This is a genomic window from Bradyrhizobium sp. LLZ17, assembly GCF_041200145.1.
Taxonomy (GTDB): domain Bacteria; phylum Pseudomonadota; class Alphaproteobacteria; order Rhizobiales; family Xanthobacteraceae; genus Bradyrhizobium.
The window spans coordinates 1,190,354-1,206,067 of sequence record NZ_CP165734.1 but is presented as its reverse complement, the minus strand read 5'-3'; the positions used below and the strand labels follow the sequence as shown (position 1 = coordinate 1,206,067).

The window sequence follows — 15,714 nt, the reverse complement described above, 5'->3', positions numbered from 1 at the left end:
ACCGCCGCTATACGCTCCGCGTCGCGCTTCAACAACCCGCCTATTCCGCTGGCGCAGGTACCGCGCGGGGCTCGGAACGACGCCGCAGGCGGTCGATCAGCAGATAAATCACCGGCGTCGTGTAGAGCGTCAGGATCTGCGAGACGAACAGGCCGCCGATGATGGTGATGCCGAGCGGGCGCCGCAACTCCGTGCCCGGCCCGGTCGCGACGACCAGCGGAATGCCGGCAAACAGCGCCGCCATCGTCGTCATCAGGATCGGGCGGAAACGCGCCTGGCAGGCCTCGAAGATCGCCTCCGCCGAGGACAGGCCGCGCTGGCGCTCGGCGTCGAGCGCGAAATCGACCATCATGATGCCGTTCTTCTTGACGATGCCGATCAATAGGATGATGCCGATAAAGGCGATCACGGTCAGCGGCGTATTCGTGATCTGCAAAGCCAGCAGCGCGCCGAGACCCGCCGAAGGCAGCGTCGAGATGATCGTGAGCGGATGCGCGAGGCTCTCATAGAGCACGCCGAGCACGATATACATCGCCACCAGCGCGCCGAGGATGAGTAGCGGCTGACGACCGCTGGTCTTGGCGAAATCGCCGGCATTGCCCTCAAAACTGCCGCGGATTCCCTCCGGCATGTGCAACTCCTCGACTGCGCGCTGGATGTTCTGCGTCGCGGCCTGGAGCGGCACGTCCGGCAACAGGTTGAACGACACCGTGGTCGAGGGGACCGACTGCGAATGATAGACCGCGAGCGCGGCGAGCCCGCGCGTCGCATGCACGACGGCCGACAGCGGCACCTGCACGTCCTTGGCGCCGGCGACATAGATGCGGTCGAGATTGGAGGGATCGACCTGGAATTTCGGGTCGATCTCCAGCACCGTCATGTACTGATTGCGCTGGGTGTAGATGATCCCGATCTGCCGCTGCGAGAAGGCGTTGTTCAGCGCATTGTCGATGTCCTGGACGCGGACGCCGAGCGCTGCTGCCTTCTGCCGATCGATGTTCAAAGTGAGCTGAAGCCCGCCGGGATCGCGGTCGCTCGAGATGTCGGTGATGCCCTCGACCGTTTCCATGCGCTTGGCCACGATCGGCGCCCATTGTTGCAACAGGCCGAGATCGGTGCTGGACAGCGTGTACTGGTAGTCGGAATCGCTCTGTCGTCCGCCGGCGCGGACGTCCTGGGCGGCAAACATGAAAAGCCGGATGCCGGGAACGGGAAACAAAGCGCGCCTGAGACGGTCGATCACGACCTGGGTCGAGACGTGATCGCGCTGCTCCGGCGGCTTCAGGCTGATGAACATGGTGCCGCGATTCGAGGTGGCACCGCCCGGCCCGCCTCCACCACCGACTGTGGAGCCGATGCCGGCCACGGCGGGGTCCTGCATCACGATATCGGCAAGCCGCTGCTGCAGGCTCAGCATCGACTGGAACGAGATGTCGGCCGAGGCCCGCGTCGCGCCGATCACGAAGCCGGAATCATCGGTGGGGAAATAGCCCTTGGGGACCTTGATGTAGAGCACCACGGTGAGGCCGATAGTGGCGAAGAACACCAGCAGCGTCAGCAGCGGAAATTCCAGCACGGTGCGCAAGGTACGGGTGTAGAAGGCGACGATGCGCGACAGCGAGCCTTCAATGACGCGATCGAACAGGGTTGCGGATCCGGACGTGGTCTGCCGGACGTAATGGGCGCAGATCATCGGCGTCACCGTGAGCGACACCAGCGTCGAGACGACGATCGCAAAGGTCAGCGTCAGCGAGAATTCGCGCAGCAGGCGGCCGACGATACCGTCCATGAAGATCAGCGGCGTGAACGCCGCGACCAGCGACAGGCTTATCGAGACCACGGTGAAGCCGATCTGCTTGGCCCCCTCCAGCGCCGCCTGAAACGGCGCCATGCCATGCTCGAGATTGCGAAACATGTTCTCGATCATGACGATGGCGTCGTCGACCACGAAACCGACCGAGATCGCCAGCGCCATCAAGGACAGATTGTCAACCGAGTAGCCGGCGACCCACATCCCGGCGCAGGTTCCGGCCAGCGCCAGCGGCACCGAGATGCCGGCCGCGATCGTCGGGGTCAGGCGGCGCAGGAACACGAACACCACGACCATCACCAGGATGGCGGTCGCCAGCAGCGTCCACTGCATGTCCATCACGCTGGCGCGGATCGTGCTGGTGCGGTCGACCAGGGTGGAGACGTCGACGCCGGCCGGAATCCATTGCTTCAGATCGGGGATCAGGGCCTTGACCCGGTCGACGGTGTCGATGACGTTGGCATCGCCCTGCTTGGTGATCTGGATCAGCACCGCCGGCTGCTTGTTGAACCAGGCAATCGAGCGCGCGTTGCGGACGGAGTCCTCGATATCGGCGACATCGGACAGCCGCACGAAGTTGCCATTCGAGCTCTTGATGACGATATCGCGAAACTCTTTCGCCGTGCGCATCTGCCGGTTGAGCGACAGCGTCTCGCTCTGGCGCTCGCCGTTGAAGATGCCGACGGGGCCGAGCGGATTGGCGTTGATGATCGCGGTCCGCACATCGTCGGTGGCGATCCCGGCATTCGACAGCGCCACGGGATTGAGCTGGATCCGCACCGCCGGCTGGTCCGCGCCGCTCACCGTCACGTCGCCAACCCCCGGCACCTGCGAGATGCGCTGTGCCAGCACGGTATCGGCGACGTCGTAGATCGCGCTCGCCGACAGCGTCTTCGAGGTCAGCGCCAGCACGAAGACCGGCGCGCCGGCGGTATTGGCCTTGCGGAAGCGCGGCAGCGCCGGCAGGTCGCTCGGCAGGTCGACCAGGGCTGCATTGATGGCGGCCTGCACGTCGCGGGCGGCCTTGTCGATGTTGCGCCCGATATCGAACTGGAGCTGGATGTTGGCGACGCCAAGCGAGCTCGTCGAGGTGATCTGGTTGATGCCGGCGATCTCGCCGAGCCGCCGTTCCAGCGGCGCGGCGACAGTCGCGGCCATCACCGACGGATCGGCGCCGGGCCGGCTCGCCGAGACGAAGATGGCGGGAAAGTCGACGTTCGGCACCGAGGCAACCGGGAGGAACTCGTAGGCGACGCCCCCCAGCAGGAACAACCCGATCGACAGCAACGTGGTCGCGACCGGCCGGCGGATGAACGGCTCCGAGATCGATGCCATCACTGCATCCCCTCGGTGGCGCCTGCCGTGGGCGGTGCATCAGGCACCGGCGGCGGCAACGCTTGCTCGAGCCGGCGGTTGATGCGGTCGAGCGCCAGATAGATCACGGGCGTGGTGTAGAGCGTCAGCAACTGACTCAGCAGCAATCCGCCGATGATGGAGATGCCGAGCGGGAAGCGCAGCTCGGCACCGGTGCCGCTCTCGATCGCCAGCGGCAGGGCGCCGAACAGCGCCGCCAGGGTCGTCATCATGATCGGGCGGAAGCGCAACAGGCAGGCCTGCACGATCGCCTCGTGCGCCGGCATGCCCTGCCCGCGCTCGGCCTCGAGCGCGAAGTCGATCATCATGATCGCGTTCTTCTTGACGATGCCCATCAACAGGATAATGCCGATCAGGCCGATCACCGAGAGGTCCTGTCCGCACAGCATCAACGCCAGGATCGCGCCGACACCGGCCGAGGGCAGCGTCGACAGGATCGTGATCGGGTGGATGTAGCTCTCGTAGAGCACGCCCAGCACGATGTAGATCGTGATCACGGCGGCGAGAAGCAGCCAGGGCTGGCCCGCAAGCGCCTTGGCGAATTCGGCGGCGTCGCCGGCATAGACGCCGACGATGCTGTTGGGCATGCCGATGCGGGTTTCGATCGTCTTCACTGCCTGGACGGCATCGCCGAGCGCGGCGCCTGGCGCGATATTGAAGCTGAGCGAGATCGCAGGAAATTGCGCCTGGTGCGAGATCGCCAGCGGCGCCGTGGTGCGCTTCAACGTCGCCACCGCGTCGAGCGGCACCTGAGCGTTGGGCGCGCCGGCGGTAGCGCTGGCGCCACCCGGCAGATAGAGCTTTGACAGGATCGAGGGATCGCGCTGGTACATCGGCAGCGCCTCCAGCACCACGCGGTACTGGTTGGCCTGGCCGTAGATGGTCGAGATCTGGCGCTGCGCAAACGCATCGTTCAGCGTGTCGGTGATGCCCTGGAGGCTGACACCGAGCTGGCCGGCGCGCGTGCGGTCGACCTCGAGTTGCGCCCGCAATCCGCCTTCCTGGGCCTCGGAGGACGCGTCGCGGAACAGTGGGTCGCGCCGCATCTCGTCGACGAGCTTCCGCGCCCATTCCGAGACCAATGTCGCGTCGGTTCCGGTCAGCGTGTACTGATATTGCGAGCGGCTCGACTGGGTCGAGATCTGCACGTCCTGCACTGGCTGAAAATAGACGGTCATGCCGGGGATGCCGGCCACCTTCTGCTTCAGCAGGGTGATGACCGCGCTGACATCGTCGCGCCGTTCGCCGCGCGGTTTCAGCGTCATCACGAGGCGCCCGACATTGGTGGTCGGGTTGACCGAGCCCGCGCCGATCACGGACACCACGCCGGTCACGTCGGGGTCGGCCTTGATGGCGTCGGCGGCATCGGCCTGTCGCTTCTGCATCTCCGCGAAGGACACATCGGGCCCCGCCTCCGTCACCGCGGTGATCGAGGCCGTGTCCTGCAGCGGCAGGAAGCCTTTGGCGCGACGATGTAGAGGGCGAGGGTCGCAGCCAGCGTGGCGAAGGTCACGACCAGCGTGGCGCGCTGGCGCTCCAGCACCCAGAGCAGCGTCCGGTGATAGAATTCGACGGTACGGTCGATGAAGCCGCTGATGGCGGCCAGCCCGGGCACCGCGAGCTCCTCATGGGCGTGCTTGAGCAGGCGCGAGCACATCATCGGCGTCAGCGTCAGCGAAACCACGGCGGAGGTCACGACCGCGATGGTCAGCGTCAGCGCGAATTCGCGGAACATGCGCCCGACAAGGCCCGACATGAACAGCAACGGGATGAACACCGCGATCAGCGACACCGTCAGCGAGATCACGGTGAAGCCGATTTCACTGGCGCCCTTGAGCGAAGCCTGCATCGCGCTGTCGCCATTCTCCATGTGGCGCACGATGTTCTCGATCATCACGATGGCATCGTCGACCACGAAGCCGGTGCCGATCGTGAGCGCCATCAGCGAGAGGTTGTCGAGGCTGAATCCGGCAAAATACATGATGCCGAAGCTGGTGATCAGCGACAGCGGCAGCGCCACACCCGCGATCAGCGTGGCCCGCAACGAGCGCAGGAACAGCAGCACCACCAGCGTCACCAGCACGACGCTAAGGATCAGCGTGAACTGCACGTCATGGACCGAAGCGCGAATGGTGACGGTGCGGTCGGAGACGATCGTCAGGTTGACGCCGGCCGGAATCGCGCGTTGGACTTTCGGGATTTCGGCCCGGATCTGGCTGACGACGTTGATCACATTAGCGCCGGGCTGGCGCTGGATGTCGATGATGACCGCAGGGCTGCCCTGGTACCAGCCGCCGGTGCGGTCGTTCTCAAGCCCGTCGACGATCTGAGCAACGTCGCCGATCGTGACCGGCGAACCGTTGCGATAGGCGATGATGATAGGACGATAGGCGTCGGCCGCGGCGATCTGGTCGTTGGCCGCGATGATGTAGGATTGCTGCGCGCCATCGAGCGAGCCCTTTGGCCCGGAGACGTTGGCGTTAGCGATGGCGGCGCGCAGATCCTCCATGGCAATGCCATAGGCGGCAAGCCGTGCCAGATCCGCCTGGATGCGCACAGCCGGCTTCAGCCCGCCGAGCACTGAAACGCGCCCGACGCCGGAAATCTGGCTCAGCCGCTGCGCCAGCAGCGTATCGGCGATGTCGCTCATCGCCCGCAGCGAGATCGTGTCCGAGCGCAATGCCAGCGTCATCACCGGCGCATCGGCCGGGTTCACCTTGGCGTAGGTCGGCGGATAAGGCAGCGTCTTGGGCAGCACGCCGGCCGCGGCGTTGATCGCGGCTTGCACGTCCTGGGTCGCGCCATCGATATCGCGATTGAGATCGAACTGGAGCGATATCTGGCTGACGCCAAACGAGCTCGTCGAGTTCATCGCCGACAACGATGGGATTTGCCCGAGCTGCCGCTCCAGCGGCGCGGTGATCAGCGATGCGATCACGTCGGGGCTCGCGCCCGGCAGCTGCGTCGTCACCTGCACGGTCGGGAAGTCGACCTGTGGCAGCGCCGACACCGGCAGCGCGAAATAGCCGAGCAGCCCGCCGATCAGCAGCGCGATGCCGAGCAGTGAGGTCGCGATGGGCCGGCGGATGAAGGGTTCTGAGACACCCATGGGATGCGCCTGCCGCTCAAGCGGCTGTTGTCGGGTTCATGGCTGCTTGGCTCCACTTCCCGATGGCCCCGGACTTGCGCCCGGTCCCGGTGCCGGTCCGGTCTGGCCCTTCTGGTCGCCTTCGCTGCTCTTTCGCTTGGCACGGAATTCGCCGTCCTTGCCTTGACCGTCCTTCTGACCATCCTTCTGACCATCCTTGGCCTGACCGCCCTTCCCGTCACCCTGCGGCGCGCGCGTGCGCTTGCGCGGGGCGAGATCGGCCGACGGCGTCTGCTCGTCGCGGCCGACAACGACCTTGGAGCCGTCGGACAAATTGGCAAAGCCGGTCGTCACCACGCGATCGTTCGGCGACAGGCCGCTCGCAATGACGGCGTCGTGCTCGTTCTGCTGCGTCACCGTCACAGGCTTGGCCGAGACGACGTCGCCCTCGCCGATGACATAGCTGAAGGTGCCGATCGGGCCGCGCTGCACCGCTGAGGTCGGCACCACCAGCGCCTGCGTCAGCGTCTCGACCTTGAGGCGCACATTGACGAACTGGCCGGGCCAGAGCTGATAATTGGCGTTGGGGAATTCCGCCTTGAGCCTGAGCGTGCCGGTGGTCTGGTCGACCTGGTTGTCGATGCCGGTGAGCTTGCCGGTGTCGATCACGGTGAGGCCGTCATTGCCGAACACGTCGACGGCGAGCGCGCTCTTGGCGGCCGCGGCATTGACCCGCATGATCTGCTGCTGCGGCAGGCTGAACCACACAGCGATCGGCTGCAATTGCGTGATGACGACCAGCCCGGTGCTGTCGGAGGCGTGGATGATGTTGCCCTGGTCGACCTGGCGCAGGCCTGCGCGGCCCGAGATCGGCGCCACGATCTTGGTGTAGCTCAGCGTCGCCGCCGCATTGTCGATCGAAGCCTGGTCGGCCTTGACCAGCGCCTCGGTCTGCGCGACCGCGGCGCGCTGGGTGTCGGCCTGCTGCTTGGAGCCGGCATTGGTGGCAGCGAGCTGCTCGTAACGCGTGAGGTCGATGCGCTGGTTGGCGAGCTGCGCCTGGTCCTGCGCCTTCTTGGCCACGGCCTGATCATACGTCGCCTGGTACAGCGCGGGATCGATCTCGCCGAGCACGTCGCCCTTCTTGACGTCCTGGCCTTCGGTGAAATTTACTGCAATCAGCTTGCCGTCGACCTGCGAGCGCACGGTCACGGTGTTGAGCGCGCGGATCGCGCCGACGCCGTCGAGATACACCGGCACGTCCTGAACGCGGGGCGTGGCCGCCAGCACCGGCACAGGCAGATCCGGGCGCTGGTTGCGGCCGTTCGCCTGCTGCGGCTGCTGATGCCAGACAGTCCAGCCGAGATAGAGCAGGCCGCCGAGGATCGCGAGCGTCACCAGGGTCATGACGAAGCCGCCGCGCCGCGATTTTTTTCGCGGTCGGCTGCTTCGCATCATCCTTCATATCCGGCTTAAAGAGCATTGACCGGTTTCTCCATTCGCGGCTCCCAGCCGCCGCCGAGCGCCTGATACAGGCTGACGACGGCCAGAAGCCGTGCGAGTTGCGCCTGCGACAGCGTGTCTTCGGCCTGGAATAGGGTGAGTTGGGTGTTGAGCACGGTCACGATGTCGGCCGTCCCAGCGCGCAATTGCTGCTCGGCGAGATCGAAAGCGCGCCGCGACGCCGCGACCACATCGCGCTGCAACTGCAGCTTGATCGTGGTCTGCTTGATCGAGAATAGCGCATTGTCGACGTCGCTGAAGGCCTGGACGATGGTCTTGCGGTAGGTCTGGAGCAATTCGTCTTGCCGCGCCTTGGCATATTCGAAATTGCCGAGAATCCTGCCGCCGTCGAAGATCGGCTGCGTCGCGCTGCCGACGAGCTGGAAGAACGCCGCATGCGGCTGGAACAGCGCGACAAGCGCCGAGCTCTGATAGCCGCCATTGCCGGTCAGCTGGATGGTCGGAAAGAACTGCGCGCGTGCGTTGCCGACATTCGCCGTGGCGGAAGCGAGCTGCGCCTCCTGCCGACGGATGTCCGGCCGCTGTGTCAGAAGCTCCGACGGCAGGCCGGGCGTGACCCGCGGGATCGCGATCCGGTCGAGCGAGCCGCCGAGCACGCGCACGCTCTCCGGCGGGCGCGACACCAGCACGGCGAGCGCATTGACGTTCTGGTCGAGCGTCTGGCGCAGCGGCGGCACCAGGGCCTTCTGGTTGGCGAGCACGCTCTCCTGCTGGGCAACGTCGAGATCGGTACCGGTGCCCGCCTTGCGCCGTTCCCTGACGGCGTCGAGGATGCGCTGCGCGCTCGCAATGTTGCGCTGTGAGGTCCGGATACGATCCTGCGAGGCCAGCACCTGGAAATAGGCATTGGCGACGCCTGCCAGGGTCGTCAGCGCGACGACGTCGCGATCGAAGCGGTTGGCATGGGCTGTCTCTTCAGCCGTCTGCAGCGCGTCCCGGTTCTGCCCCCAGAAGTCGAGCTGATAGCTTGCGCTCAGCGAAGCCTGGTAGTTGACGACCTCACGGCCGCCGTTGGTGAGCCCCGAGGCGGAGGAGCCGGAGGTGCGCGAATAAGTCTCCTGCCCGGTACCGGAAAGGCTCGGCAGCAGGGCCGCGCCCGCCTGCCGCGCCTGGGCGTCTGCCTCCACGATGCGCGAGACGGCGGCGGCGATGTCGAGGTTGACGGTTTGCGCCTCTTCCATCAGTTGCGTCAGCTCCGTGGATCGGAATCCGCGCCACCAGTCCAGCGGCGGCGGCGCATCCGGCTTGCCGGCGTATTTGTATTGCGTGGGAACGTCGAGCGCGGGATCGGGAAGATCCTGCGTGAGCACGCAGCCCCCCGAGCTTGCCGCCAGGCACACCGCCGCGAGCCAGCGCAGCGGCTGGGACGCAGAACCACGGCATCGCCGTCTGCCAACCGCCGGAAACCGCTGTGTCACATCTGCCCCCTGCCGGGCAGACCGTACCGCCACCGCACGGCCGGATTAACCGATCTGCAGCGGGACAGTCGGGGGACTTTGGGCAACTCGTTCACAGCGGCGATGCTTTCTGCGGGCCTGAGATCCATTCTAGCCGGGCACGGAACTGCGGGACAGTCCCGCATCCGCGAAGCACACGCCCAAACGCGCCGATGCCTGGACCATGAAAATACACAATGTCACTGTCTTGCAGGGCTTTTTGAATTTGTATGCCTGCCCGCGCGCGTTCAAGCTTACCAAGATTTCATGTGATATTCTGGCCACACCGGCGGCGCGACCAGCGAAGAACAGCCGCACACCACTGAAACCTGCGCGCAACCACCGTAGCTTGTCCAGCACGAGGCAGAGGCATCCACGCATGCGCGACCTCACGGCTGCGCTGACCAACAAACATCGCTGCCTTGCCGAGGCGCTCGACCTGAAGCCGGGCCAAACGTTGCTCGATATCGGCGGCGACCGCTATGACCGGATCGCCCCGATCGAGGCGGTCGGCGAGCCGTTCTGGCCACGGGTATTTCGCGCAGTTGCGTGGCGGCGTGCTGCTCGCCGGCTGTGCTCAAATCGCTCGGCGAGCGGTTCGGTGTCCCCGTGATCCGCGAGCGCATCTTGGGGCAAGATTATGCCAAGACACTCGCCATCTGGCGAAATAACTTCCGCAACGCTTGGCTGGCTCTCCTCCCGCTCGGCTTTGACGACCGGTTCCGGCGACTGTGGGAGTACTATCTCGCCTATTGCGCGGCCGGATTCCGTCCGGGAATATCGACGTCCGGCAGGTCATCTTCGCAAAGCAGCAATAAGAGTTTGCGGCAGATCGCTAGGGCTCGCTTGTAAGGCTGGCGACCCTACTTTAGGGTCGACGCCTACGAGATAACCAGCCGGTAATTGCCTGACATGACCATCAGAAACGACGTTGTCGAAGCCATCGGCAACACCCCGCTCATCAAGCTGAAGCGCGCTTCGGAATTGACCGGCTGCACTATTCTCGGCAAGGCCGAGTTCATGAATCCCGGCCAGTCCGTGAAGGACCGCGCCGGCAAATGGATGATCCTGGAAGCGGAGAAGCGTGGCGAGCTGCGGCCCGGCGGGCTCGTGGTGGAATCGACCGCCGGCAACACCGGCATCGGGCTTGCCGTCGTCGCCAGCGCCCGCGGCTACCGCACGCTGATCGTGATTCCGGAGACGCAGAGTCAGGAGAAGAAGGATTTTCTCAAGCTGTGCGGCGCGGAACTGATCGAGGTCCCGGCGTTGCCGTTCGCCAACCCCAACAACTACCAGCATGTCGGCCGCAGACTTGCAGACGAGCTCCGCAAGAGCGAGCCCAACGGTGTGCTGTTCGCGGACCAGTGGAACAACCTCGACAACGCCAAGGCGCACTACGAATCGACCGGCCCCGAGATCTGGGAGCAGACCAGCGGCAAGGTCGACGGCTTCGTCTGCGCGGTCGGCAGCGGCGGCACGCTCGCCGGCGTCAGCCGCTATCTGAAGGAAAAGAACAAGGACGTTCGCATCGCCTGCGCCGATCCACGCGGTTTCGGCATGTACGAATATTTCCGCCATGGCGAGGCGAAGGTGACGCCCGGCGACTCCATCACCGAAGGCATCGGGCTCAGCCGTGTCACCGCCATCGTCGAGAGCGCCAAGGTCGACGACGCCTTTGTCATCCCCGACGAAGAAGCCGTGACGCTGATTTACGAGCTGCTCCAGCACGAGGGTCTCTGCCTCGGCGGCTCGACTGGAATCAACATCGCCGGAGCGATGCGCCTGGCGAAGCAGCTCGGACCGGGCAAGACGATCGTCACGGTGCTCTGCGATTCCGGCAGCCGCTACCAGTCAAAGCTGTTCAACGCCGACTTCATGCGCGCCAAGAATTTGCCGGTGCCGGAATGGCTGGAGAAGCGCAGCAACATCAAGCCGCCCTACGTCTAGGGTCCGGGCAGGTTAGCTCCAGGTCGGACGCACCGTGCCCTGCGATACGCGGGCAAGGCGTTCGTTCGACATCGACGGCTTGGCTGCGCTCCGGCTCGGTTGGCCGGGACTGCTGTAAGAGCCTTCGCTGTCGCCGCTCGGCCAGAACGTGAGCGCCAGCATCAGCCCGAGATTAACCAGCCCGCCGAGAATCGTGCTCTGGTGCTCTTGTCCGATCGCCCAGGCCGGAAACCGCCCTGCGACGACGTGATCGACGATCATGAGCGCAAACCAGGCCGGGATCACGCAGACCGGATCCCAGCCAATGTCGCGGATGCGCATCGATTGTAGTGTGAAGGTCGCCATTCCAAAGAACACGATCGCGGCGATGATGGACCAATTCGTCATCAGGTCTTCCGGACGGATCATGCTGGGCGAGATGGTGCGCAGAACGGCCATGGCGATCGCAAAGCAGATCGCGGTCATCACGATCGCAAGCGCGACCGAGGCCAGGAAGAAATGCAAGCGCCCGAGACGGGCATTGAGGCCGAACACGAAGCCGAGCATTGGCGCACCCTTTTTGGGGCCACTTGCGCAGGAATAGCTTTCGGACGCATGAACCGGCGGGCGGTCGCCCGGCAGCATGGTTTCCAGGTCGCGGCAGGAATAGCTAAAACTTTAGGATTCAGCTCCGCCGCAGGACTGCGTCAAGCACGCCGCTATGCTCGGTTCACTAGGGATATTCGCGCCTTGACGCACGGTAAGAGGTCCTACGGCGCGGCCCGAAACAACAAGCACGCGTCGCCGTACGAATAGAACCGATAGCCATTCGCGATCGCATGCGCATACGCCTGCTTCATCGCCTCGAGCCCGGAGAACGCCGACACCAGCATGAACAGCGTCGACTTCGGCAGGTGGAAATTGGTCAGCAGAATATCGACGGCACGGAAGCGATAGCCGGGCGTGATGAAGATCGAGGTGTCAGCCGCAAACGGCCGGATCGTCCCATCCTCGGCGGTGGCGCTTTCCAACAGCCGCAGCGACGTGGTGCCTACCGCGACGATGCGGCCGCCGTTCTTTCGCGCCGCGTTGAGTGTTTCCGCCGTCGCGGCCGAGATCGTGCCCCACTCGGCGTGCATCTTGTGGCCTTCGGTGTCGTCCACCTTTACCGGCAGAAAGGTCCCTGCCCCCACATGCAGCGTGACGCGATTGATCCCGACGCCGCGATCGCGCAGGGACTGCTCCAGCGCAGGCGTAAAATGCAGGCCTGCGGTCGGAGCCGCAACCGCGCCTTCATTCGCCGCGAACATGGTCTGGTAGTCGGCGAGATCCTGCTCGTCGGGCGTGCGCTTCGAGGCGATATAGGGTGGCAGCGGCGGGCTGCCGAGATCCGCGATGGCCTGCTCGAGCGCAGGACCGTGGAACGAGAATGACAGCGTCACCTCGCCCTCACTCCCCTTGATCTGACTTCGGCATCGAGATGGCCGAGCAGGCAGACCTTGCCTTCATTGCCGAAGCGGATGCGGTCGCCGGCGACAAGCTTCTTCGCCGGCTTCGCCAGCGCCTGCCAGCGCGAACCGTCGAGCCGCTTGATCAGCGTCGCTTCGATCTTCGGCTCGGTGTCGCGGCCGATGCGGCGGCCCTTCAATTGCGCCGCGATCACCTTGGTGTCGTTGACGACGAGCTGGTCGCCCGGCTTCAGCCATTGCGGCAGGTCGGCGATGATTTGCTCGCGCAACGTGCCGCGATCGACAACCAGCATCTTCGCGGAGTCGCGCGGGCTCGCCGGGCGCAATGCGATGCGCTCGGCGGGCAGGTCGAAATCGAAGAGGTCGGTGCGCATGGAACCTAGGTTGGATAGTCTTCAGCCCATTAGGCGATTCTGGCGGCTTTCCCGCATCAGCCGGGAAAGTCCGTGCGAACGAATGCAGACGATTTAGGCTCGCGTTCGAAGGCAGAGAAAGCAGGCGACCCAGAAGCGGGATGATATCTGGATCGTAATTGGCGATTGTGTTCACATCGTAGATCTCGAAATTATTCGGATCATCGGCGAAGTCCTGGCTCTCCTCGCCCGAAAAGAAGCGCCAGCCGCTGTCAGAGGTATTGTCGGGCGCCTCACGATACATGAAACCGACGCGCTGACCACCGACCGTAATCCGATCGGAGGCCAAGCACGCACCCTTTTCCGGGGCGAGCGGTCTTATGTCCTGAGGCGCGATCACAAATTGCTTTGTTGTCAAGCAAGACCTCCGTCAGCCAGTCACTCCTCATCCTGAGGAGCGCGGGACGCGCGTCTCGAAGGATGAAGGCCCCGCTGCTGCAGCTTGGCCTCCATGGTTCGAGACGGCGCTACGCGCCTCCTCACCATGAGGAGAAACGCCTACTCCGCGTCAGCCGCCATTCGCGCCTTGACGATCTTGTCGGGGTTCTGCACGGGCTCGCCGCGCTTGATCTTGTCGACGTTCTCCATGCCCTCGGTGACCTTGCCCCACACCGTGTACTGGTTGTCGAGGAAGCGGGCGTCGTCGAACACGATAAAGAACTGGCTGTCTCCGGAATCGGGGCTGGCAGCGCGCGCCATCGAGGTGGTGCCGCGCACATGCGGCTCCTTGTTGAACTCGGCCTTCAGCTTCTTGCCTGAGCCCCCGGTGCCGGTGCCCTGCGGGCAGCCGGTCTGCGCCATGAAGCCGTCGATCACGCGATGGAACACGATGCCGTCGTAGAAGCCTTCACGCACGAGTTCCTTGATGCGCGCGACGTGGCCCGGCGCCAGATCAGGCCGCATCTCGATGGTGACGGGGCCCTGCGTGGTCTCGAGGATCAGTGTGTTTTCGGTGGCGCTCATGCTCGTCTCTCTTGGGTTGGGGGTGAAGTCCTGTCAGGTGAAGATTTGCGGTTGCGAAACTGGATCGCGAATGGACGCCCCGCAGCGGCGCCAGCCATCGCATCGGTAAATGGCATCGGCGTGCAGCGTTGCAATGCCTCCATCACCGCGACCCGGTATTGCAGCCGGTCATCGTCGGAGGCCTCCGCGGATTCATAGGTAATCCTCGGATGGCCCAGAATGTTTCCAGCCCGGTTAAAGCTCACGACGACGGTGATGTCGATCGGGCGGGCCTTGGCGGCGGGCGGCGGCTTCCAGCAGGTGCGCAGATGCCGGAAGATGTCCTGGATGGTGTTGACCTGTGCGTCCTCGGCGATAGCGCCAGGGACGCCGAGCAGCAGCACTGCGGCAACGAGCAGGAGCTTGCCACTGCAGCGCGCCATCGCCTCTCCTATTTGATGTCGGAAGCGACCTGCACCTTCACCATCTTGTCGGGGTCGGTGACGGTGCCGCCGCTCGATCCGGGAGGCGCCTTCTTCAGCTTGTCGACGACGTCCATGCCCTGCACGACCTCGCCGATCACGGTGTACTGGTTGTCGAGGCTGCCGCCGTCGGCGAACATGATGAAGAACTGCGAATTGGCGGTGTCGACGCTGTCGCCGCGCCGGGCCATGCCGACGATGCCGCGCGCAAAATGCACCTTGGAGAATTCCTGCTTCAGGTTCGGATATTTCGAGCCGCCAGTGCCGTTGAAGTTCTGACCATCGCCGGTCTGCGCCATGAAGCCGTCCATGACGCGGTGGAACGGCACGTTGTTGTAATAGCCCTCGCGCGCGAGCTGCTTGATGCGCTCGGCGTGCTGGGGCGCAAGGTCCGGCCTCAGCTTGATGACGATGCGGCCTTTGGTGGAGTCGATGACGATGGCGTTGGCCTTGTCGAGGCCGGCCGGCAGGGTCTGAGCGCCCGCGGGGAACGTGGCAAGAAGCGCGGCAAACATCGTGGCAAGAATTGCGAGACGACGGATCATGAGAACTCCGGATCAGGTCAGGTGGAAAGCGCGCCGTTAGCCGGCGAATTTGGCCTTGAGTAGCGATGCGACCAGCGGCGGCACGAACGTCGAGACATCGCCGCCCATGGCTGCGATCTGGCGCACCAAAGTGGCGGTGATCGGGCGGACCATGGGGGACGCCGGCAGGAAAACCGTGTGCACCTCCGGCGCCATGGCCTCGTTCATGCCGGCAAGCCGCATCTCGTAGTCGAGGTCAGTGCCGTCGCGCAAACCGCGAATCATGATCGTCGCGCCGGCTTCTACGCGCCGCGGTGACGGAGAGGTCGTCAAACGTGGTGGCTTCCAGGGTGCAGCCGGCCGCTGTTGCCACCGGCCCGCAGACGTCGTGGAGCATTTTCAGGCGCTCCTCTGTCGAGAACAGCGGCTTTTTGCCGGGATGGACGCCGATTGCAACAACCAGCCTGTCGCACAGCGGAACGGCCTGCCGGACCACGTCCAGATGGCCGTTGGTGATCGGGTCGAAAGAACCTGGATAGAAGGCAATGCGCGGCATGGTCTCCTCCTACTCCGCCCGGCCCGGACCGGCAAGCCGGGGCAGGTTCCCTGCCGATTTTTCCGCCAAACCATGTTGGAAACCACCGCTTTGTTTCGTCCTCGGGCAGCCACGAAACAAAACCGGGCGCGAACGAAACCATTTCCCGTATCCACGAAGACATCCGGAAA

General features: G+C 64.6%; 7 protein-coding genes and 6 pseudogenes. 2 read left to right on the top strand and 11 right to left on the bottom strand.

From position 1 onward, the window contains the following. Positions 1-40: 40 nt before the first annotated feature. The 4 genes and pseudogenes from AB8Z38_RS05975 to AB8Z38_RS05960 all read right to left on the bottom strand — a co-directional run bounded on the left by AB8Z38_RS05975 (position 41) and on the right by AB8Z38_RS05960 (position 9,214). Complete coding sequence (locus AB8Z38_RS05975) at positions 41-3,145, bottom strand: efflux RND transporter permease subunit (RefSeq protein ID WP_369723526.1); 3,105 nt, start codon at positions 3,143-3,145, stop codon at positions 41-43. Further along, positions 3,145-6,293 (bottom strand): annotated as a pseudogene (locus AB8Z38_RS05970) (efflux RND transporter permease subunit). The gene AB8Z38_RS05975 and the pseudogene AB8Z38_RS05970 overlap by 1 nt, the downstream one beginning before the upstream one ends. 36 nt (positions 6,294-6,329) lie before the next feature. Beyond that, positions 6,330-7,755: pseudogene (locus tag AB8Z38_RS05965) on the bottom strand (efflux RND transporter periplasmic adaptor subunit). Next, the gene (locus tag AB8Z38_RS05960; RefSeq protein WP_369723525.1) at positions 7,745-9,214 is read right to left on the bottom strand and encodes an efflux transporter outer membrane subunit; all 1,470 of its coding nucleotides are present in this window, start codon (positions 9,212-9,214) and stop codon (positions 7,745-7,747) included. Before AB8Z38_RS05960 ends, AB8Z38_RS05965 begins: the two are co-directional and overlap by 11 nt. Positions 9,215-9,617: 403 nt before the next feature. Here AB8Z38_RS05960 and AB8Z38_RS05955 point away from each other — a divergent pair. Together AB8Z38_RS05955 and AB8Z38_RS05950 are read left to right on the top strand one after the other, a co-directional pair. Continuing rightward, positions 9,618-10,050 (top strand): annotated as a pseudogene (locus tag AB8Z38_RS05955) (class I SAM-dependent methyltransferase); the annotation flags it as partial. 94 nt (positions 10,051-10,144) lie between these two features. Next, positions 10,145-11,179: a cysteine synthase A gene (locus AB8Z38_RS05950; RefSeq protein WP_369723524.1), complete on the top strand. Its 1,035-nt coding sequence runs from the start codon at positions 10,145-10,147 to the stop codon at positions 11,177-11,179. A 12-nt stretch (positions 11,180-11,191) separates the two neighbouring features. Here AB8Z38_RS05950 and AB8Z38_RS05945 read toward each other — a convergent pair whose 3' ends face one another. From AB8Z38_RS05945 to coaD, 7 genes and pseudogenes are all read right to left on the bottom strand, one after another. Beyond that, complete coding sequence (locus AB8Z38_RS05945) at positions 11,192-11,725, bottom strand: hypothetical protein (RefSeq protein ID WP_369723523.1); 534 nt, start codon at positions 11,723-11,725, stop codon at positions 11,192-11,194. Between the two features lie 203 nt (positions 11,726-11,928). Then, positions 11,929-13,001: pseudogene (gene queA, locus AB8Z38_RS05940) on the bottom strand (tRNA preQ1(34) S-adenosylmethionine ribosyltransferase-isomerase QueA). A gap of 187 nt (positions 13,002-13,188) precedes the next feature. Continuing rightward, positions 13,189-13,284, bottom strand: a pseudogene (locus tag AB8Z38_RS05935) (DUF2185 domain-containing protein); the annotation flags it as partial. 254 nt (positions 13,285-13,538) lie between these two features. Next, positions 13,539-14,003 (bottom strand): peptidylprolyl isomerase, encoded by a 465-nt coding sequence (locus AB8Z38_RS05930; RefSeq protein ID WP_007590736.1) that lies wholly within the window; start codon positions 14,001-14,003, stop codon positions 13,539-13,541. Beyond that, a complete protein-coding gene (locus AB8Z38_RS05925) occupies positions 14,000-14,425 on the bottom strand; it encodes a hypothetical protein (protein WP_369723522.1) in 426 nt (141 codons plus the stop codon). The genes AB8Z38_RS05930 and AB8Z38_RS05925 overlap by 4 nt, the downstream gene beginning before the upstream one ends. A gap of 8 nt (positions 14,426-14,433) precedes the next feature. Beyond that, positions 14,434-15,009, bottom strand: a complete 576-nt coding sequence (locus AB8Z38_RS05920; RefSeq protein ID WP_369723521.1) for a peptidylprolyl isomerase — start codon at positions 15,007-15,009, stop codon at positions 14,434-14,436. Positions 15,010-15,045: 36 nt separating this feature from the next. Further along, a pseudogene (coaD, locus tag AB8Z38_RS05915) lies at positions 15,046-15,544 on the bottom strand (pantetheine-phosphate adenylyltransferase). Positions 15,545-15,714: the final 170 nt, after the last annotated feature.

Coding starts and splice junctions, on each gene's coding strand:
- AB8Z38_RS05945 (WP_369723523.1), bottom strand. CDS start 11,725: ATGCTCGGCTTCGTGTTCGGCCTCAATGCCCGTCTCGGGCGCTTGCAT.
- AB8Z38_RS05950 (WP_369723524.1), top strand. CDS start 10,145: ATGACCATCAGAAACGACGTTGTCGAAGCCATCGGCAACACCCCGCTC.
- AB8Z38_RS05920 (WP_369723521.1), bottom strand. CDS start 15,009: ATGATCCGTCGTCTCGCAATTCTTGCCACGATGTTTGCCGCGCTTCTT.
- AB8Z38_RS05975 (WP_369723526.1), bottom strand. CDS start 3,145: ATGGCATCGATCTCGGAGCCGTTCATCCGCCGGCCGGTCGCGACCACG.
- AB8Z38_RS05925 (WP_369723522.1), bottom strand. CDS start 14,425: ATGGCGCGCTGCAGTGGCAAGCTCCTGCTCGTTGCCGCAGTGCTGCTG.
- AB8Z38_RS05930 (WP_007590736.1), bottom strand. CDS start 14,003: ATGAGCGCCACCGAAAACACACTGATCCTCGAGACCACGCAGGGCCCC.